This is a genomic window from Arthrobacter sp. U41, assembly GCF_001750145.1.
Classification (GTDB): domain Bacteria; phylum Actinomycetota; class Actinomycetes; order Actinomycetales; family Micrococcaceae; genus Arthrobacter.
The window spans coordinates 3,362,610-3,382,253 of record NZ_CP015732.1 but is presented as its reverse complement, the minus strand read 5'-3'; the positions used below and the strand labels follow the sequence as shown (position 1 = coordinate 3,382,253).

The 19,644-nt window shown below is 66.2% G+C and carries 14 protein-coding genes and 1 pseudogene; 5 read left to right on the top strand and 10 right to left on the bottom strand.

What is annotated here, in order from left to right; genetic code table 11:
• Positions 1 to 103: 103 nt before the first annotated feature.
• Positions 104 to 607: a hypothetical protein gene (locus ASPU41_RS15405; protein ID WP_069951645.1), complete on the top strand. Its 504-nt coding sequence runs from the start codon at positions 104 to 106 to the stop codon at positions 605 to 607.
• Positions 608 to 621: 14 nt separating this feature from the next.
• On the opposite strand, the gene ASPU41_RS15400 is transcribed toward ASPU41_RS15405, so the two are convergent.
• The 4 genes from ASPU41_RS15400 to coaE form a co-directional block, all read right to left on the bottom strand.
• Positions 622 to 1,986 carry an MFS transporter gene (locus ASPU41_RS15400; RefSeq protein ID WP_231941096.1) on the bottom strand — a complete coding sequence of 455 codons (1,365 nt, stop codon included), beginning with the start codon at positions 1,984 to 1,986 and terminating at the stop codon, positions 622 to 624.
• A 27-nt stretch (positions 1,987 to 2,013) separates the two neighbouring features.
• Positions 2,014 to 3,042 (bottom strand): TerC family protein, encoded by a 1,029-nt coding sequence (locus ASPU41_RS15395; protein ID WP_069951644.1) that lies wholly within the window; start codon positions 3,040 to 3,042, stop codon positions 2,014 to 2,016.
• Positions 3,043 to 3,219: 177 nt separating this feature from the next.
• On the bottom strand, positions 3,220 to 5,301 hold the full coding sequence (gene uvrB, locus ASPU41_RS15390; protein WP_069951643.1) for an excinuclease ABC subunit UvrB: 2,082 nt from the start codon (positions 5,299 to 5,301) through the stop codon (positions 3,220 to 3,222).
• Positions 5,302 to 5,341: 40 nt separating this feature from the next.
• On the bottom strand, positions 5,342 to 6,643 hold the full coding sequence (coaE, locus tag ASPU41_RS15385; protein ID WP_083266548.1) for a dephospho-CoA kinase: 1,302 nt from the start codon (positions 6,641 to 6,643) through the stop codon (positions 5,342 to 5,344).
• Positions 6,644 to 6,665: 22 nt separating this feature from the next.
• Between coaE and ASPU41_RS15380 the strand changes: the two genes are divergently transcribed.
• The 3 genes from ASPU41_RS15380 (at position 6,666) to ASPU41_RS23080 (ending at position 10,666) form a co-directional block, all read left to right on the top strand.
• Entirely contained in the window at positions 6,666 to 7,367 is a 702-nt protein-coding gene (locus ASPU41_RS15380) for an IMPACT family protein (RefSeq protein WP_069951642.1), read from the top strand.
• Complete coding sequence (locus ASPU41_RS15375) at positions 7,351 to 7,875, top strand: GNAT family N-acetyltransferase (protein WP_069951641.1); 525 nt, start codon at positions 7,351 to 7,353, stop codon at positions 7,873 to 7,875. Before ASPU41_RS15380 ends, ASPU41_RS15375 begins: the two co-directional genes overlap by 17 nt.
• 571 nt (positions 7,876 to 8,446) lie before the next feature.
• On the top strand, positions 8,447 to 10,666 hold the full coding sequence (locus tag ASPU41_RS23080; RefSeq protein WP_197515679.1) for a PKD domain-containing protein: 2,220 nt from the start codon (positions 8,447 to 8,449) through the stop codon (positions 10,664 to 10,666).
• A gap of 386 nt (positions 10,667 to 11,052) precedes the next feature.
• Here ASPU41_RS23080 and rpsA read toward each other — a convergent pair whose 3' ends face one another.
• The 3 genes from rpsA to polA form a co-directional block, all read right to left on the bottom strand.
• Entirely contained in the window at positions 11,053 to 12,534 is a 1,482-nt protein-coding gene (gene rpsA, locus ASPU41_RS15365; RefSeq protein WP_069951639.1) for a 30S ribosomal protein S1, read from the bottom strand.
• Positions 12,535 to 12,733: 199 nt separating this feature from the next.
• Entirely contained in the window at positions 12,734 to 14,023 is a 1,290-nt protein-coding gene (locus ASPU41_RS15360; protein WP_069951638.1) for a GNAT family N-acetyltransferase, read from the bottom strand.
• Between the two features lie 47 nt (positions 14,024 to 14,070).
• Positions 14,071 to 16,710 (bottom strand): DNA polymerase I, encoded by a 2,640-nt coding sequence (gene polA, locus ASPU41_RS15355; protein WP_069952741.1) that lies wholly within the window; start codon positions 16,708 to 16,710, stop codon positions 14,071 to 14,073.
• Between the two features lie 211 nt (positions 16,711 to 16,921).
• On the opposite strand from polA, the gene ASPU41_RS15350 reads away from it, so the two are divergent.
• On the top strand, positions 16,922 to 17,386 hold the full coding sequence (locus ASPU41_RS15350; protein ID WP_083266546.1) for a hotdog fold thioesterase: 465 nt from the start codon (positions 16,922 to 16,924) through the stop codon (positions 17,384 to 17,386).
• A 35-nt stretch (positions 17,387 to 17,421) separates the two neighbouring features.
• On the opposite strand, the gene ASPU41_RS15345 is transcribed toward ASPU41_RS15350, so the two are convergent.
• The 3 genes and pseudogenes from ASPU41_RS15345 to ASPU41_RS15335 all read right to left on the bottom strand — a co-directional run bounded on the left by ASPU41_RS15345 (position 17,422) and on the right by ASPU41_RS15335 (position 19,462).
• Positions 17,422 to 17,973, bottom strand: coding sequence for a dihydrofolate reductase family protein (locus ASPU41_RS15345; RefSeq protein WP_069951636.1), 552 nt, complete (start codon positions 17,971 to 17,973; stop codon positions 17,422 to 17,424).
• Between the two features lie 55 nt (positions 17,974 to 18,028).
• The gene (locus ASPU41_RS15340; protein WP_069951635.1) at positions 18,029 to 18,250 is read right to left on the bottom strand and encodes a hypothetical protein; all 222 of its coding nucleotides are present in this window, start codon (positions 18,248 to 18,250) and stop codon (positions 18,029 to 18,031) included.
• A pseudogene (locus ASPU41_RS15335) lies at positions 18,247 to 19,462 on the bottom strand (anion permease). Before ASPU41_RS15335 ends, ASPU41_RS15340 begins: the two are co-directional and overlap by 4 nt.
• Positions 19,463 to 19,644 lie beyond the last annotated feature (182 nt).

The window sequence follows — 19,644 nt, the reverse complement described above, 5'->3', positions numbered from 1 at the left end:
GGCTCACCTCGAGGGCTGACCTTTCATGCGGAAAACCCTTGACAAGAATGTCGCCAAGGGTCAAGTTCAACTTATCTACGCACTATGAAAGGGGGTGGTGGCAATGGCCACCATCCACGCCCCCAAGGGGCAGCAGTCCCGTGTCCGAACAGGGGCCGCACTCATGACGTTGGCCGGTCTGGCCTTCGTGGGCTACGCCGCAATCTTCTTCATGCTCAACTTCACGGACTCGTTCCTGGAACTGGGTATCGGCCCCGAGCAAGTAGACAAGGGGAAGGCGGAGATCGAAGAATTCAGCCCGCAGCTCTACCACTACATCAGCCATCTGCACATCGCCGTCAGCGGCTTCATCGCCGCGACAGGGCTGGCCGTCGCAAGCCTGTCCTGGTTTGGAGTGCGAAAAGGTGAACGCTGGGCCTTTGTCACTGCGGTCATCGTGCCCGTTGTCGGACTCGCAGTGGCACTTCCCGCCCACTACCCGTGGGGTCTGGCGACACTCGGGCACCTGGGCCTGATTTACCTCGCGGTCGCCGTCTTCCTCGCCGGCGTCGTGACAGCCTACATCGGCATGCGAAGCCCCGTGACCAGGGACCGCTCGACCGCCTGACGAACCAGCATCATCTAGGCCGCGCCGTCCACGTTGCGGGCACGCGCTGCAGCGTGGAAGGCGACGGCGAACACCGCCGCGGCGACGGCGGCGGCCGCCAGGTTGAGGCCCTGATAGCCGACGCCGCTCATCACCAGTCCGGAGAACCCTGCCCCGACCGCGCCGGCGACCCCCATCATGGTGTCCGAGACACCCTGGACGAGGACGCGGTCGTCGGCGCCGACGCTTTCGGCGAGCAGGGTGGAACCGGCGATGGTGGCCGCGGACCAGCCCAGCCCGAGCAGCACCAGGCCGGCCGTCACGAGGACCGGCTGGGCCTGGCCGAAACCTGCCACCAGGACGGCGAGCAGGATCAGGCCGTGGCCCAGCAGGATGACCGGGAGCCGGCCCGCCTTGTCAGTCAGCCAGCCCATAACCGGCGAGAGCGCATACATCCCGGCGATGTGCAGCGAAATGGTGAATCCGATCAGGACCAGCACGTCCGTGCTGGCGGTGTGGGCGGGGCCGGCCGGCAGGCCTGCCAGTGGACCCTCGGTCAGCAGCTGCAGGTGCAGGGGCGTCATCGACATCACCGCGGCCATGCACCCGTGCGCCGCAATCACGGCGAGGAGGGCCAGCCCGGCCCGGGGCGAGGCCCGGACGGCGCGCAGGCCGTGACGCAGCCCCTGGCGGCGTCGGACGCCGGCGGTGCCGGGGGTGGTTCCGGTGGCGGGGGACGGCTGCCCGGCGGCACGGAGCCGGGCAGCCAACAGCAGCGGATCCGGACGCAGGCCGATGATCAGCAGCACCGCTGCCAGCGCCAGCCCGGCCGTGGAGAACACAAATGGTCCCGCCAGTGCCGGCAGGCCGAGGGCCTCCCCCACGAGGGCCCCGGGACGGATCAGGTTGGGACCGGCGACGGCGCCGATGGTCACGGCCCACACCACGATCGCCAGGGAACGGCCGCGGTGTTCCGGATCGGCGAGGTCGACAGCGGCGAACCGGGCCTGCAGATTGGCGGCCGTGCCGAGTCCCAGCAGCGCCGCGGCCAGCAGCAGCACCGGGAAGCTTCCCGTTACCGTGGAGACAATCACCAGCAGGGCCCCGGCCATGGCGGCGAGCAGACCCGTGACGAGGGACGCACGCCGGCCGCGCCGGCCGGCCAGTCCGGCGAGGGGCAGGGCGGCCGCCGCGGCACCGAGGGTCATGGTGGTGGTGACTGAGCCGGCCCAGGCGTTGGAGCCGGAGAGCTGGACCGCCAGCAGGGACCCGACGGACAGGCTGGCGCCACTGCCCACCCCGCTGAGGAGCTGGGCGGTGCTTAACACCCAAACGGTACGGCGCTGGACCCGTTGCGGGTCCAGCGCCGTACCGTTTACTGCAGTGTCAAAGATTTTCACGGTCCGAGCCTAGCCGAACCGTAGGGATTACTCCGCGTCGGTCAGGCTCTTGCGGGCATCCTCTTCCAGCCGGGCGTCGATCTTCGACTGCGTGGCCTTGGAGCTGACCAGGCTGGCGATGACCGCGATGATGATGGTGCCGATGATGACCCCGAGGGAAACGTACGTCGGGATCTCGGGGGCCCACTCGATGTGCTCGCCGCCGTTGATGAAGGGCAGTTCGTTGACGTGCATGGCATGCAGCACCAGCTTCACGCCGATGAACGCGAGGATCACCGAGAGTGCGTGCTTGAGGTAGATCAGTCGCGTCATCAGGCCGCCGAGCAGGAAGTACAGCTGCCGCAGGCCCATCAGGGCGAAGATGTTGGCGGTGAAAACGATGAAGGCGCTCTGGGTCAGGCCGAAGATGGCGGGGATGGAGTCCACCGCGAAGAGCAGGTCGGTCAGTCCGATGGTCACGAAGACGATCAGCATGGGGGTGAAAACCTTCTTGCCGTCGACGACCGTGCGGAGCTTGCCGCCGTCGAACTTCTCCGACATCGGCAGGACCTTGCGGATCCGGGCGATGAGCGGGTTTTCCTTGTCCTCCTCGTCCTCACCGTCATCCTGGGCCTGCTTCCAGGCGGTCCACAGCAGGAAGACACCGAAGATGTAGAAGACCCAGCTGAACTGTTCGATCACGATGGCGCCGAGCAGGATGAAGATGCCGCGGAGTATCAGCGCGATGATGATGCCGACCATGAGCACCTCCTGCTGGTACTTACGGGGTACCGAGAAGCGCGCCATGATGATGATGAAGACGAACAGGTTGTCAATGCTGAGGCTGTATTCCGTCACCCAGCCGGCGATGAACTGCCCGCCGTACTCCGGGCCGGTGAAGGCGAACATGGCTCCGGCGAAGACGAGTGCGAGGGCAATGTAAAAGGACACCCACAGGCCGGCTTCCTTCATGGAAGGCTCGTGCGGACGTTTGAGGACCAGCAACAGGTCAATGGCCAGGATGATGCCGAGAGCGACGAAGGAGCCGATCTCGAACCAGACGGGAAGTTCGGGCACGAAGATACCTTTCGCAGGGTGTGACGGTGCGGTGTAAGTCTCTCCGACTGGCCTGAATGTCCGGTACTGGGTACCTGGTACTGCATGGCTGCCCGCTACGCCCGGCAGGGCATCTGTGCCGTGCGTGTTGACGATCGTAGCGCTTAGGATACTCCCCTACGTCGGACCAACAATACCCTAGGCGTGCCCGGCAGCCTGCATCTGGCGCAGCTCCTTCTTCAGCTCCCCCACCTCGTCACGGAGCCGCGCGGCGAGCTCAAACTGCAGCTCCCCGGCGGCGGAATGCATCTGTTCGGTGAGTTGCTCGATCAGGCCCACGAGGTCCTCGGCGGGTGCCGCCGCCAGGCCGTCGGCCCGTACCTTCGTCGCGCCCTTGCCCTTGCCGCGGGCCTTGCCCGCCTTGGCAAGGAGCTCGCGGGTGTCGGCGTCCTCCTTGGCGATCTGGTCCGTGATGTCGGCGATCTTCTTCCGCAGCGGCTGCGGGTCGATTCCCTTTTCGGTGTTGTACGCCACCTGGATCGCACGGCGTCGGTTGGTCTCATCGATGGCGTGGGCCATCGAATCGGTGATCCGGTCCGCATACATGTGCACCTGCCCGGAGACGTTACGGGCGGCACGGCCGATGGTCTGGATCAGCGAGGTGGACGAGCGCAGGAACCCTTCCTTGTCCGCATCCAGGATGCTCACCAGCGATACCTCGGGCAGGTCCAGGCCTTCACGGAGCAGGTTGATGCCGACCAGCACGTCGAAGACGCCCATCCGGAGCTCACGGAGCAACTCCACCCGGCGGAGCGTGTCCACGTCCGAGTGCAGGTATTCGACCTTCACGCCGTGGCCCAGCAGGTAATCTGTGAGGTCCTCGGCCATCCGCTTCGTCAGGGTGGTGACCAGCACACGCTCGTTCTTTGCCGTGCGGGTCCTGATCTCGCCCAGAAGATCATCGATCTGGCCCTTGGTCGGCTTGACAACGATCTCGGGGTCAATGAGCCCGGTGGGCCTGATGATCTGCTGGACGTAGCCGTCCGCCTTGCCGAGCTCGTATTTGCCCGGGGTTGCGGAGAGATACACCGTCTGGCCAACGCGCTCCTGGAACTCGTCCCACTTCAGCGGCCGGTTGTCCATCGCCGAGGGCAGCCGGAAGCCATGGTCCACGAGGTTCCGCTTGCGGGACATGTCGCCCTCGTACATGGCGCCGATCTGCGGCACGGTGACGTGGGACTCGTCGATCACGAGGAGGAAGTCGTCGGGGAAGTAGTCGATGAGGCAGTGCGGCGCGGTTCCGCGGGCGCGGCCGTCGATGTGCCCGGAGTAGTTCTCGATGCCGTTGCAGAAGCCCATCTGCTGCATCATTTCCAGATCGTAGGTGGTGCGCATCCTCAGGCGCTGCGCCTCCACGAGCTTGTTCTGGCTCTCCAGGACCTGGAGCCGCTCGGCCAGCTCGTCCTCGATCCGCTTGATCGCCCGGCCCATGCGCTCCGGGCCGGCCACGTAGTGCGAGGCCGGGAAGACATACATCTCGGTCTCCTCCCGGATGATCTCCCCGGTGAACGGGTGCAGGGTGTAGATGTTCTCGATCTCGTCGCCGAAGAACTCGATCCGGATCGCCAGCTCCTCGTACATCGGGATGATTTCCACGGTGTCGCCGCGGACCCGGAACGTGCCGCGGTGGAAGTCCATGTCGTTGCGGGTGTATTGCATGGAAACGAATTTCCTGAGCAGGTCATCGCGGTTCATCTGGGCGCCCCTCCGGAGCGTCACCATGCCGGCGATGTACTCTTCCGGCGTGCCCAGGCCGTAGATGCAGGACACGGTGGCGACCACGATGACGTCCCGGCGGGTCAGCAGGGCGTTGGTGGCGGAGTGACGGAGCCGTTCGACTTCCTCATTGACGGAGGAGTCCTTCTCGATGAAGGTGTCCGTCTGCGCCACGTACGCTTCGGGCTGGTAGTAGTCATAGTAGGAGACGAAGTACTCGACAGCGTTGTTCGGGAGAAGCTCGCGGAACTCGTTGACCAGCTGCGCGGCGAGGGTCTTGTTCTGCACCATCACCAGGGTGGGGCGCTGGACCTGTTCGATCAGCCACGCCGTCGTCGCGCTCTTGCCGGTACCGGTGGCACCGAGCAGCACCACATCCTTCTCGCCGTTCTTGATGCGTTCGGTCAGTTCAGCGATCGCGGCCGGCTGGTCGCCCGCCGGCTTGAACTCGCTGATGACCTCGAAGGGCGCCACGACACGGTTGATCTGCTGGGCAAGACTCATACATCTAATCTACCGCCGCGCTCCGACAGGATGCCCTGATTCAGCTTTGGGCGGTACCGGGGCCGGTCCGGGCCGGACCCGGCGGCGGCGCCGTCCGCGGTGCCGTCCGCGGTGCCGCTTCCAGCCCTGCGGCGGTGTACGACGGCGGCTGCCACCCGGTGCGTTGTGCCCACGCTGCCATCCGCGGCGACGCGTAGTCAGCGAACCAGCCTTCCTTGTCGGCGGCGTAGCCGGCGGTGGATTTGTCCACACCGTGCAATTTTGCGACGCGCCGTTTCTCGGCGAGGTAGTCGGCCCGGGCGGCCGCGTCGTCCCGCAGCCAGTCGCGGAAGCACAGCGCAAAACGCCAGCCCGGGGACCCCACGGCACGGAGGTGGAGGTTGACCGCCCGCCCGGGGTCCGCATTGCCGTGCAGCCGCTTCGGCCAGGCCGCCGGATCCGGGTGGGAGGGCTTGGGGTTGTCGGAGGTGATGCCGGGCCAGCCCGGGAAACCGGCGTCGGCGAGCAGCGGCGCGATCCGCTCCGCGGCGGCCATGTCCTCGACGCCGAGCTGGAGGTCCAGGATGTCCTTCGCGGGGAGTCCGGGGACGGCGGTGGAACCGACATGATCCAGGGTCAGAATCTCCTGCGGGGCGGCGGCCCGCAGGCGCGCGATGAGCCGGCCGGCCTGCGCGGGCCACTCCGGGTTGGCGGGGGTGAGCACCGGCCCGCCGGTACGCGGCGCGAGGCGGTGCCTGGCCAGGTTCTCCGCGAACGGTGCCAGCCGGAACTTCCAGAGCCGGTCCACCGCGTCCTGAAGTTCTGCCTTTGAACCCGAGTTGTCCAGGACGACATCGGCCGCCGCCAGCCGGGCCTCCCTGCTGGCCTGGGCGGCCATCCGGGCCCGGGCGTCCGGGGCGCTCAGGTGCCGGTGCTGCACCATGCGCTGCACCCGGACGCCGTCGGGGGCGTCCACCACCACCACGAGATGGAAGTTGGCGCCCTGTCCGGTCTCGACCAGCAGCGGGATGTCCTGGACCACCACGGCGCCCTTCGCGGCGGCGGCGGCCAGCGCAGCGGCACGCTCCCGCACGAGCGGATGGATGATGCCGTTGAGCACCGCGAGGCGTTCCGGGTTGCCGAAGACGAGGCCGCCAAGCTTGGGCCGGTCCAGTCCGCCGTCGGGAGTCAGGACGGCGTTGCTGAAAGCCTCGACCACCCTGGCAAGTCCGGGCGTTCCGGGTTCCACAACCTCGCGGGCCAGGGCATCGGCGTCGATCACCACCGCGCCAAGTTCGCGCAGGCGCGAGGCAGCCACTGACTTCCCTGAGGCGATGCCGCCCGTCAACCCGATTTTCAGCACCCCACCAGACTAAACTGATCCGGTGGCTGATGATGCGGTTTTCCCGGAGAGCAGGGCCACCGTCTACACCACGCTGGCGGCAGGCCCGCAGTTCCGCCACGAGATCGAAGTGAAACGCTCCCGCTTCATTACCGTGCTGCACCGCACCGAGGATGAGGAGGGCGCCCGGGCCGTCGTGGCCGGGCTGCGCAGGGAATTCCAGGATGCACGGCACCACTGCTCCGCCTTTGTCCTCGGCCCGGACCGCGACGTGCAGCGCTCCAACGACGACGGCGAGCCGTCCGGCACCGCGGGCAACCCGATGCTGGACGCGCTGCTGAAACGCGAGACCGCTCCCGGCGTGACGGACCTCAGCGATGTCACCGCCGTCGTGGTCCGCTACTTTGGCGGAATCCTGCTCGGCGCCGGCGGCCTCGTCCGGGCTTACTCCGAGTCCGTGTCCGCCGCCCTGAACCGGGCCCCGCTGGTGCAACGCCGCCGGCTGCGGATCTGCACGGTGGCGGTCCCCCATACGGCGGCAGGACGGCTCGAGAACGAGCTGCGCGCCGCGGGATATGTGATGGGCGAAACCAGTTACGGGGCGCAGACTACTGTACTGAGGCTCCCCCTGCCCGATGACCGGGCGGGCCTGGCCCGGGCGGGTGAACGGCTTGCCGCACTGTCAGCTGGAACCGCGGAATTGCTGCCGGGAGAAACGGAGTGGATCGATGTCCCCCTCGGCTGAGTCTGTCCCCGCCGCCGTCCGGCTACTCGACGTCTCCGATGCGGTACTGGATCAGCTCCTGACCGTGGCCATCCAGGACGCCGACGCGGACGAGGTGACGCCGCCCCTGGGCAGCGCCGGCGGCTGGAACTCGGAACGGATCAGCTGGTTCCGCGAATACCACCACGCCGCGGCGGGGCTCGACGGGCCCGCGCAGCAGAAAAGCTGGGCGATCAGCGCCGACGGGGAACTGGCGGGATCCATCCGGCTCAAGCGCATCGGGGCGGACACCCTGGAAACGGGAATCTGGCTGGGCCGCAGTTTCCGCGGCCACGGAATCGCGCGGGAAGCCCTTCGGCTCGTGATCGCCCGGGCGGGTGCCTCCGGCGCCGCGGTGCTGGAGGCCACCACGACGGCCGGGAATGCCGCGGCGCTGGTCCTCCTGCGCTCGTCCGGGGCCGAGCTCGAGGAGGCCGAAGCCTCCGGCGACGCCACGGTTCCGGTCAGGGCCCGGATCCCGCTGCGCTGACCGCTCCCACGGGACATGTCCCCAGCTGGCCCCGGGGCCGCCACTGGACATGCCCCACCTTGGCGGCGGCCGCTGGACATAATCCCATTGTGCTCATCCGCCCGGCCCCAGCCTGGGCATGCCCCATTCTGGCTACTCGACCCCGCTGTAATATCCCAGGTGTGGCCGCCGCAGTCGCGTAAAAACTCCGTTCGCATCCCGAACTGCCGGTCCTACTGACAGCTGAGGAGCTCGACGCCGGGGTTCTCCAGGTCGACGTCGGCGGCGTCGGTGTCGATGGCGAACTGCATCCGGGAGCCCGCCTTGGCGGCTGCCACGCTGGTGGGTCCGGGCCACGTTCAGCAGGACTGGCAGCCATCCTCCCAGACAGGCACCAGTCCAGCCACCACCCATTTGAAAGCCAAAGCGAAACTCAAGGTATCCACAAGGGGCGGATTTTAGCATGTGGCTGACGCCATGTGAGGTCTCCCCCCCGACTCAGTCCGTTGCCCGTGGACAGCAGGTGGCTCTGCCCGTCCCGGGCTTTGGCCCCGGATCAGCGATCCGGAACTTCGGGTTGTGGGAGCATGCCATGAACGTTGGAAGATTCCTGACTGTGACCTTTGCCAGTGCCGCCCTGGTTTTGGGAGGGGCGGTGGCGCTCAGCCCCGCGATTGCCGGTCCCAGCGCGCTGCGCGCGGACGCCGCCGTCGGTGCGGTCGCAACCGCGGCCATCCCCGCAGTGCCGGGCCAGTTGCGTGTCACGGCGGCCAGCGACTACTCGGGAAATGCTGCGGCGGCTGGGGTTCTGACGAGGGTTGGCGCCATTGCGCCCGACCTGCACCTGGCGCTCGGTGATCTCTCGTACGGGGCCACCGGGGCGGAACAGGCATGGTGCGATTTTGTGACGTCGCGCACCGGCTCCGGCTTTCCTTTCGAGTTGGTTGCCGGCAACCATGAAAGCAACGGGCTGAACGGCAACATCAACGATTTTTCAGCCTGCCTGCCCAATCAGTTGCCGGGGGCGATCGGGTCTTATGGCAGGCAGTATTACGTTGACGTTCCGGAAGTGAACCCGCTGGTTCGCTTCGTCTTCATCTCGCCCGGGCTGCCGTTCTCCGATGGTGTCTGGGACTATTCCGCGGGCAGTGCCCGGTACAACTGGACGGCAGCCGCAATCGACGGTGCCCGCGCGGCCTCCATCCCGTGGGTGGTCGCGGGCATGCACACGCCCTGCATCTCGATGGGTATTTATGGCTGCGAAGCCGGAACCCCCATTACGAATCTGCTCCTCAGTAAGAAAGTGGACCTGATCCTCAACGGCCACGAGCACCAATACCAGCGGAGCAAGCAGTTGGCCACGGCTGCCGGGTGTATTGGACTGCAGCCCGCCGCCTACAACCCGTCCTGCGTTCGGGACTCGGACAACACCCTCGACAAAGGGGCGGGCTCAGTCATTTCCACTGTGGGCACCGGCGGTATGGAGCTGCGCAACGTCAATGCCGCGGACGCGGAAGCGCCCTATTTTGCGGCCTACTCCGGATTGAACGCCAACCCCAGCCATGGCCTCCTGGACCTGCGGTTCACTTCGACGTCACTGAATGCCGCGTTCGTGGCTACGGACGGAGGCTTCACGGACGCGTTCAGCATCGCGCCGGCCGGGACGAACCCACCTCCCGCGGCCTCTTTCACCGCCACCCCCACTTCCGGCACCGTTCCCCTGACGGTGAATTTCACCGACACTTCGACCGGCCCGCCGACAGCGTGGGCGTGGGATTTCGGTGACAGTGGCACGGCCACGACCCAAAATCCGGCCCACACTTACTCCATTGCGGGGACCTACACGGCGCGGCTGACCGCCACCAACGCCGGCGGCTCCACGTCCAGCACCCGGACCATCACGGTGAACCCGGCGGTGCCGGGCGCCCCCGTGACCTCGTTCACCGCCACCCCCACGTCCGGCACGGTTCCGCTGACCGTGAACTTCACCGACACGTCCACCGGGTCACCGACCTCGTGGGCGTGGGATTTCGGTGACGGTGGCACGGCCACGACCCAAAATCCGGCCCACACTTACTCCATTGCGGGGACCTACACGGCGCGGCTGACCGCCACCAATACCGGCGGCTCCACGTCCAGCACCCGGACCATCACGGTGAACCCGGCCGGCACATCACCGGGCATCACCGTGCGCGGCTCGACAACAACCAGTACTGCCACGGCGACCACTACGGTGGCACTGGCCGCGCCCGCGGGCAGAACGGCCGGTGACGTCCTGATCGCGTCGTTCACGGCGGACTGGAATCCGACGGTGGCTGTCCCGGCGGGCTGGATAGCGATCGTCAACGGGTTGAGCATCAACAGCTCGTCCTCGGCCGGGGCGCGCGTATTCGCGTACTACCGGGTTGTCGGCCCATCTGACCCGGCAACATACACCTGGACGCTGAGCACCGCCGTGAAGTGGGGCGGCGGCATGACCGCGTACGCAGGGGTCAACAACACAACACCGCTGGACAGCTCCCTGGCCACAGCGGTCGACACGACGTACCGCGCCAGCAGCATCGCCGTCGGCAGTGTCACGACCGCCACCAACGGTGCCATGCTGATCGGCGGGCTCGGGTTTGACAGCTCCAACCCGGCAGCGACCCCGCCCACCGGATGGACGGAGCGCTGGGAGGCGGCCGGCGGCCAGATCGCCGAACAGGCGGACCGGGTCCAGGCAACCGCGGGCGCCAGCGGCACTGCCGCCTGGACCTTCAGCACGGCCAAAGCGGTAGGCGCATGGCGGACTGCACTGAAACCGGCCAGCTAGAGATCCGGGGCTGAGATTGCTCCACAGGCGGGCCAACGGCACGGGCTGATTTCATCCGGTCATCGTTCTGGGCTTCGCTGACAGGGCGGGCAAACATGCTCGGAGTCCCGGGCTCCGGGCATGCCCCGACTTCGTGCTCAGGGCTGGACATAGTGCCCATATGTCCCCGGGCCGAACCTAGGACTGGGCATGTCCCACTGGGCCGCCCGGGCGTACCGGACCCGGACGCTGGAGCATGCCCAGTCCTCCGCTGACGCACCGGTGACCAGGGATCAAAAGCTCAAACGAAAGGTGGCCGCCCCCGCAGGGACGGCCACCTTTACGGTGCTACTTCAAGCTACCAACTGCCTGGCCCCAGGGAGCGGAGTCCCTGGGTACATGGGCAATTAGTTGCCGGTCAGCTTCTCGCGCAGTGCTGCAAGAGCCTCGTCCGAAGCGAGCGTGCCGCCACCGGCGTTGGTCTCGGCTGCAGCCGGCTCGGAGGAGTAGCTGGTCGTGCCGGAGTCGCTCTCGCCGGACGTTGCAGCTGCAGCGTCGTCGGCAGCGTGCTGGACAACCTGCTTCTTGTGGGCTTCCCAGCGGGTCTGGGCGTCAGCGTACTGCTGCTCCCAGGCGGCGCGCTGCGTCTCGTAGCCTTCAAGCCACTCGTTGGACTCCGGATCGAAGCCCTCCGGGTACTTGTAGTTGCCCTCTTCGTCGTACTCAGCGGCCATGCCGTAGAGAGCCGGATCGAATTCGGTGGACTCGGCGTCGACGCCCTCGTTGGCCTGCTTGAGGGACAGCGAGATGCGGCGGCGCTCGAGGTCGATGTCGATGACCTTGACGAACAGCTCGTCACCAACGGAGACAACCTGCTCGGCCAGCTCAACGTGGCGCACGGCGAGCTCGGAGATGTGGACCAGGCCTTCGATGCCGTCTTCAACACGAACGAACGCGCCGAACGGAACCAGCTTGGTGACCTTACCCGGCACAACCTGCCCGAGGGCGTGCGTGCGGGCGAAGGTCTGCCACGGATCTTCCTGCGTAGCCTTGAGCGACAGTGACACACGCTCGCGGTCCAGGTCGACCTCGAGAACCTCGACGGTGACTTCCTGGCCAACTTCGACAACCTCGGACGGGTGGTCGATGTGCTTCCAGGACAGCTCGGAAACGTGAACCAGGCCGTCTACGCCGCCCAGGTCCACGAAGGCACCGAAGTTGACGATGGAGGAAACGACGCCGGGACGGACCTGGCCCTTTTCCAGCTTGTTGAGGAACGTGGAGCGGACCTCGGACTGGGTCTGCTCGAGCCATGCACGGCGGGACAGCACAACGTTGTTGCGGTTCTTGTCCAGCTCGATGATTTTGGCTTCGATCTTCTGACCGATGTACGGAGCGAGGTCGCGCACACGGCGCATCTCGACGAGGGATGCGGGCAGGAAGCCGCGCAGACCGATGTCGAGGATAAGACCACCCTTGACAACCTCGATGACGGTACCGGTGACGACACCGTCTTCTTCCTTGACCTTCTCGATGTCGCCCCAGGCACGCTCGTACTGAGCGCGCTTCTTGGAGAGGATCAGGCGGCCTTCTTTGTCTTCCTTGGTGAGCACCAGGGCTTCGACGAGATCGCCAACGGAGACGACGTCTCCGGGATCAACGTCGTGCTTGATGGACAGCTCGCGGGAGGGAATGACACCTTCGGTCTTGTAACCGATGTCGAGCAGAACTTCGTCGCGGTCGACCTTCACGACGGTACCTTCGACGAGGTCTCCGTCGTTGAAGTACTTGATGGTGGCGTCGACTGCTGCGAGGAAGTCCTCAGCGGTACCGATGTCGTTAATTGCGACTACGGGTGTACCGGGCTTCTCGGTGGAGGTGATGGTCATGTAGTAGGGGCTCCGTTGTGGATAGTTAGTCGGTCAGGCAAACCGCTGCGCCCGCGTCGGCGACACGGGCACAGAACACGGCACATCGCCGGGTCATCCTGATTTGTGGATTGTAGATGCGCGCACGTAGTACACGCCCGTTTAGTCTAGTCGTATACGGGAACGCGGGTCAAAGCGCAACGGCCCGGCTGGGACCCGGCTAGAAATGCGTCAGGCAGTGCGGTGCGCGTTCGACGGCGAACATGAGTCTCGCTCTCAACGCGGCCCCCGGCGAGTGCTCGGCAATCCGCCCGGCGGCTGCCAGCGTGACCGGGCAGACAGCGCCAAGATAGATGGATCCGAGTTCCGCCACGTCCAGGGAAAGCTCCGGTGCGTCGCCGTCCGGGGCAGCCCCAACGGTCGCCACGCCGCCCCTGACGGTCAGGGTGAATGTGCCGCCGGCAAGGCCCAGCGCATCGGTGACGCGCAGGACCAGGCTGCCCTCGGATGAGTACTGCCTGGCGCGCAGCGCCGCGACGGTGTTGAGAATCCGGAGCCACAGCATGTCGCGGTTCTCGGAGGACTGGATGCAGCGCGGGTCTTCGAGGGCCCACGTCAGCGGGTCGTCCACGGGCGCTTCGGCCCAGGTGACCCGCTGGATCATGTCGAGGCTGCCAAGGAACTGCCACAGCTCCAGGTAGCCGGAATCCGTTGCCGCCACCAGGTCAATGACTTCCATGGTGTGCGGCTTGGTGTCCCATCCGGAGAATTTGTAGGCGACATAGCCGTCCACGGCCCCGGCGGCGTCGTAGTGCAGGGCGCACCTGATCGAGTCGTCCTCCGTGCCGTCCTGGCCGAGGGTTCCCGAGCTGCGCTGCCGGTACGCGTCCTGCCGCACGATCGAACCCGGGGTGACGCGGTGGACGCGTTCGAACACGCGCGGAGCCAAATCCAGCAGCACTTTCCGGTCGGCAATTTCCACCGAACCGGCCGGTGTGTGCCGCACCCGGAACCGCGGTCCGGTGTCCACCGTGATGCCGCGCTCGAAGGTTGCGACGCCGAAGCCGAACCGGCCGTAGATGGAAGCCTCCGAGGCTGTCAGAGCCGCGATGGCCAGACCGTCGGCTTTGGACGCGGCGAGGTCCTCGGTCATCATCCGGCGCAGGATCCCCCGGCGGCGGTGCGTTCCGCGGACGGTCACGGCGGTGATCAGCTGGGCTTCGAGCTGCCGCCCGTAGCCGGTGTTGAGGTGCTTGCGCAGGGTCGCGAAGGTCGCGACCGGGATCTCTGCCGCCAGGGAGCGGTCGGCCACGGCCCCGGTCTGGTAGACCCCCGTCATCTCGCGGTTGTCGACCCGGTACATGGCCATGACCTTGTCGACGAACTCTTCCTTGTGCCGCTCGTCGTAAAAGCCGACGCCGACGCCGCGCAGCCAGGCTTCCCCCAGCGCGTACTCCGGATCGGATTTTTCGGCCGCGCGGAACCGCCGGATTTCATACTGCTCTGCCACGTCGTTCTCCCCCTAGGAATCCTGCCGAATGCTCGAACGAAACGGCGTCAGTGACCGGCCTCGTACCAGCTGGAGCCGATGCCGATCTGGACGTCGAGCGGAACGGTCAGCCTGGCTGCCGAGCCCATCTGTTCCGTCACCAGCTGCTGCACGGCCTCACGCTCGCCGTGCGCCACTTCGAGGACCAGTTCATCATGGACCTGCAGCAGCATGCGCGATTTCAGGCCCTGTTCCGCGAGGGCGCCGGAGACGCCCAGCATGGCGCGTTTGATGATATCCGCCGCCGATCCCTGGATCGGCGAGTTCAGCGCAATGCGCTCCGCGTTCTCGCGCAGCTGGCGGTCGGTGCTGGTGAGGTCCGGCAGGTAACGGCGGCGCCCCTCGATGGTGGCGGTGTAGCCGTCGATCCTGGCCTGGTCCACCACGCCGCGGAGGTAGTCGCGGACAGCGCCGAACCGGTCGAAGTATTCCTTCATCAGGGTCCGCGCCTCGTCGACCGAAATCTCGAGCTGCTTGGAGAGACCGAAGGAGGTCAGGCCGTAGGCCAGGCCATAGGACATCGCCTTGACCTTGGACCGCATCGCGCTGGTCACCTGGTCCGTGGGCACATGGAAGATGTTGGAGCCCACGAAACGGTGCAGGTCTTCGCCGTCCTTGTAGGCCTGGATCAGCCCGGGATCCCCCGAGAGGTGCGCCATGATCCGCATTTCGATCTGCGAGTAATCCGCCGAGAGCAGGCAGTCGTAGCCTTCGCTCACCACGAAAATGCTCCGCACGCGCCGGCCTTCCTCGCTGCGGATGGGGATGTTCTGCAGGTTGGGGTTGTTGGAGGAAATCCGGCCCGTGGCGGCCACGTTCTGGGCGTAGGTGGTGTGGATCCGGCCGTCGTCGGTGACGGACTTCTTCAGCGACTCCAGCATCTGCCGCAGCTTCGACGACTCGCGGTGCGCCATGAGCTGGACCAGGAATTCGTGCCCGGTCTTTTCCAGCAGGTTCTTGAGCGACGCGGCGTCCGTGGTGTAGCCGGACTTGATCTTCTTGGTCTTCGGCAGCCCCAGTTCCTCGAACAGCACCGTCTGCAGCTGCTTCGGTGAACCCAGGTTCACGTCATGGCCGATGGCTTCGAAGGCAAGGCTCTGGGCGTTGTCGATCACCTTTGCGAGATCCGCAAGCTGCTCGTCCATGCGCGGCATGTCGATGGCGATTCCCGCGAGTTCCATGTCGGCAAGAACCCGGCTGACCGGCAGCTCGAGCGTGGTCAGCAGGTCCTGGGCTTTGCGTTCCTTGAGCTCCGATTCGAAGTACCGGCTCAGGGCCTGGACGACGGCGGCCACCTGGACAAGCGCGCCGGCTGCGGCGGCGTCGTCGCCGTCGAACGCCAGTTCAAGCTGCCCTGCCTTGGCGGCCTCGGTTGAGACGCTGATGTTGAGGTGGTGCTGGGCAAGCTCGGCGAGTTCGTAGCTGCGGCGGTCAGGCTGGATGAGGTACCCGGATATTGAGGTGTCATCCACCACGCCTTCCAGGCCCAGGCCCCGGTTGGTGAGCGCTTTGAGTGCCGCCTTGTAGCCATGCAGGATTTTGGGCGCGCCGGCGTCCCTGAGCCACCCGGCCAGGACGTTCTCGGCAACGGCGTCCTGGCCGGCGAGGTCGATGTAAGCGGCCGCCCCGTCATGGACAACGGCCAGGGCGGTCGCATCCTCACCAATCCGGCCGGGCACGAGGTCGACGGCGACTGCTGAACGCTTGCCGGCCCCCGCCTCGAAGAAGGCAGCCAGCTCGGCAGCGTCCGAGGGGATCACGAAGTCCGGGGTTTCGAGGCTTACCCGCTCCGCTTCAGGAAGGTCGGCGCCGTAGAGGGCAAAGAGCCGGGTGCGGATGGTCTTGAATTCGAGGGCGTCGAACAGCTCCTCGAGGGCGGCCTGGTCCGGCCGCGGGTCGGCGAGCTCGTCCAGCGTTACCGGGAGGTCAAGGTCCGGATGAAGCCGGTTCAGCCGCCTGTTGCGCTTGACGAGCTCCACATTTTCCCGGAGGGCGTCCCCCACCTTGCCGCCGATCGCGTCGAGGTGTTCCAGAACCCCCTCGAGCCCGCCGTACAGGTTGATCCATTTGGCGGCCGTTTTGGGCCCGACGCCGGGAACGCCAGGGAGGTTGTCCGCGGTCTCCCCCACCAGGGCGGCGAGGTCCGAATACTGGGCGGGGCTGACAAAGTACTTTTCCTGGATGGCCTCGGCATCCATCCGGGGAATGTCGCTGACGCCCTTCCTGGGGTACAGCACAAAAACGTTGTCCGTAATCAGCTGGAACGCATCGCGGTCGCCCGAGACGAGCAGTACCTCGAAGCCTGCCTTTTCACCCATGGCGGCGAGAGTCGCCAGGATGTCATCAGCTTCATAGCCGGGCATCTTGATGGTCTTGATTCCCCACGCGCCCATGACCTTGTCGATGAGGTCGATCTGGCCGCTCATCTCCCGGGGCGTCTCGTTGCGTCCGCCCTTGTACTCGCTGTACTCCACCTTGCGGTGGGTGGTCTCGTCCGAGACGTCGAAGGCAACGGCAATGTGCGTGGGCTTCTGCGCCTTGATCAGGTTGATGAGCATGGAGGTAAACCCGTGGATCGCGTTGGTGTGCTGCCCCGTGGCGGTGGAGAACTTGTCCGCGGGCAGGGCGAAGAACGCCCGGAAGGCCATGGAGTGTCCATCCAGGACGAGGAGTCGCGGTTGGTCCGTGATGGGAATCACGGGGGCCTCAGTGGCGGAAACCGACTCCGCGGCCCGGCTCGCTTTCCGGGCGGGCTTGGCCGTGATCACTGATGCAGTCTCAGTTGCCGGGAGGATGTCTGCTGCAGAGGGGGCAAGGGCCGGTTTGGTAGTTTCGCTCACAGATGCCAGCCTAGTTCCCATGATGGACAATTTCACGCCGGGGCCCTACGCGGCCGAGCTGGCGGCTGCCGGGATTCCCGAGGAACTGTACGACTGGCTGGGGCAATACGGCGTGGGTGCCCTGGTGGTGAAGATGGGGATCCATTTCCTGGAGATGAGTCCCGAGCGCACGGTGGGCACCATGCCGGTGGAAGGCAACACCCAGGTGGCCGGAATTCTGCACGGCGGCGCCCATGTGGTCCTGGCCGAGACCCTCGGTTCCTTTGCCGCCGGAATGCATGCCGGGCCGAAGCGGCAGGCGCTGGGAATCGACGTCAGCGCGACGCATCACCGGGCCGTTACGACGGGCACCGTGACAGGGACGTGCACGGCAATCCACCTCGGGCGCACGCTGACCACGCACGAGATCGTCATGACGGACGAGAGCGGCCACCGGCTCTCCACGGCCCGGATCACCAACCTGATCCGCGACATCGCGGGGTAGCCCCGACGCCGGGCAGGCACCAGGCCGGGCAGGCACTAGGCCGGGCTCCTCCCGAAGCGGTAGTGCAGCTCCACGATCCCCCGGCCCATGGTGTGCGAGGAGACCAACTCCAGCGGCGCCGTCGGGCCCGAGAGGGGCAGGACCGCCTTGCCGCTTCCGAGCACCACGGGAATGATCGAGATGATGATCTCGTCCAGCACGGAGACGTCGGCGAACTGGGCGGCGAGGACGCCTCCGCCGACAATCCAGACGTTGCGGCCGCCCGCTGCGGCCTTAAGGTCCTCGACAAATTCGGCAACGGGTCCGCGGACAAAGGTCACGTCCGCGCCGTTGGGAGCCGAGAATTCGTGGTGGGTGAACACCCAGCACGGTGTATCCGGGTACGGCCAGCTGCCCGGCTCATGCTTCCTCAGCCAGGCGTAGGTCTCTCCCCCCATCACGATGCAGCCAACGTCCGACATAAAAGCGTCGTAGCTTTCCTTGCCCCCGGCGAAGCCGTCGAACTGGAGCAACCAGTCCAGGTCGTCATCGGCGGTGGCGATGAATCCGTCCAGCGAGGACGCCACGAAATACTGGAAACCAGACATGTCCCCAGCCTAGCCATTCCGGCCGCGGGTGCCCATCCTTCGTGCAGCGGGCCGGTTACTTGCTGAAGTAGGGAATGATCAGGTACAGCCCGAACAGCACGGCGAGGCCGCACAGGCAGAAGCACACAATGGCGAGCGGCCGCACCCAGGCGGGCTTCCTTTCACTGACGTCACCGGCAATCGCGGTCAGACGGACGCCCAGGGAATACAGCACCACCACGGTCACCGCCGCGACGAGCGTCGCGCCCGCCACTTGAACCAGTTCCAGCCACTTCATGACAGCCCGTCCTTCTGCTCGTCCTTGGCGCGGCTGACAGCAACCGCTTTCTTCTTCTGGCGGAACCGCACGGCCTGGCCGGCTTCCTCGACTTCGACGGCGTTATGGTGCCCGACATGCGACTTCTTCGAGTGCAGGAACATGTAGAACACGGCAGCGATGCCGGCCACGGCGGCGATAACCACGCCGGCGACGCCGGTCTGCACCAGCAGGGCGGTCAGGGCCCCCATGACCCCGGCGGCCGGGAGGGTAAAGAGCCAGCCGAGCGCAATCTTTCCGGCCGTTCCCCACCGGACGGTGGTGCCCCGGCGGCCCATGCCCGATCCGATGACGGAGCCGGAGGCCACCTGGGTGGTGGACAGCGCGAACCCCAGGTGCGAGGAGGCAAGAATGGCTGAGGCCGTGCTGCTTCTGGCCGCGAAACCCTGGGCGGGCTTGACGTCTGTGAGTCCGGATCCCATGGTCCGGATGATCCTCCAGCCACCGGAGTAGGTGCCGATCGCGATGGCGAAAGCGCAGGAGGCAATGACCCAGAACTGCGGTCCGGAGCCGGGCTGCTGGGTGCCGGCGGCTATCAGCACGAGGGTGATGATGCCCATGGTCTTCTGCGCGTCGTTGGTGCCGTGCGCGAGGGCCACAAGGCTGGAGGTGAAGATCTGGCCGGTGCGGAAGCCCCCGCGCTTCTGCGTGAGCTTGCTGCCGGACTCCGGGTCGTGGCGGGAGGTCAGCGCGTAAGCCAGCTTCGTGCACAGGTACGCCACAACGCCGGCGATGATCGGCGCAAAGATCGCGGGGAGGATGACTTTCTGCATCAGGCTCTCGAAGTTAATCGAGTGGATTCCGATGCCCGCGATGGCAGCGCCGATCAGGCCGCCGAAGAGCGCGTGCGAGGAACTTGACGGCAGGCCCTTGAGCCAGGTGATCATGTTCCAGAGGATGGCCCCCATCAGGCCCGCGAATATGATCTCGGGGGTGATCTGGATGCCGTCCGACCCCTCTTTGATGATGCCGCCGGACACCGTCTTGGCCACTTCCGTGGAAAGGAAAGCCCCCACCAGGTTCAGCACCGCCGCGAGGGCGACTGCCGTTTTGGGTTTGATTGCACCGGTGGCGATGGGGGTGGCCATCGCGTTGGCGGTGTCATGACATCCGTTGGTGAAGTCAAAAAAGCGCCAGCGATATGACTAGCGCCACCATGATGGTGATTTCCACCTGTTGCCCAATCTTCAGAGTCGACGGTCAGCGGTCTCATTTCCCCGTTGCCGGCAACATTCATCCGGTGTTCACCGGGAGGACGTGCGGCGTTCAGCAAATAGCTTGACGGCTTAAAGCGCACGGGCGAAAGGCAACAAGGCAAAACAAACGCAGGAGACGGCAAACGCCGGGCACCGGTT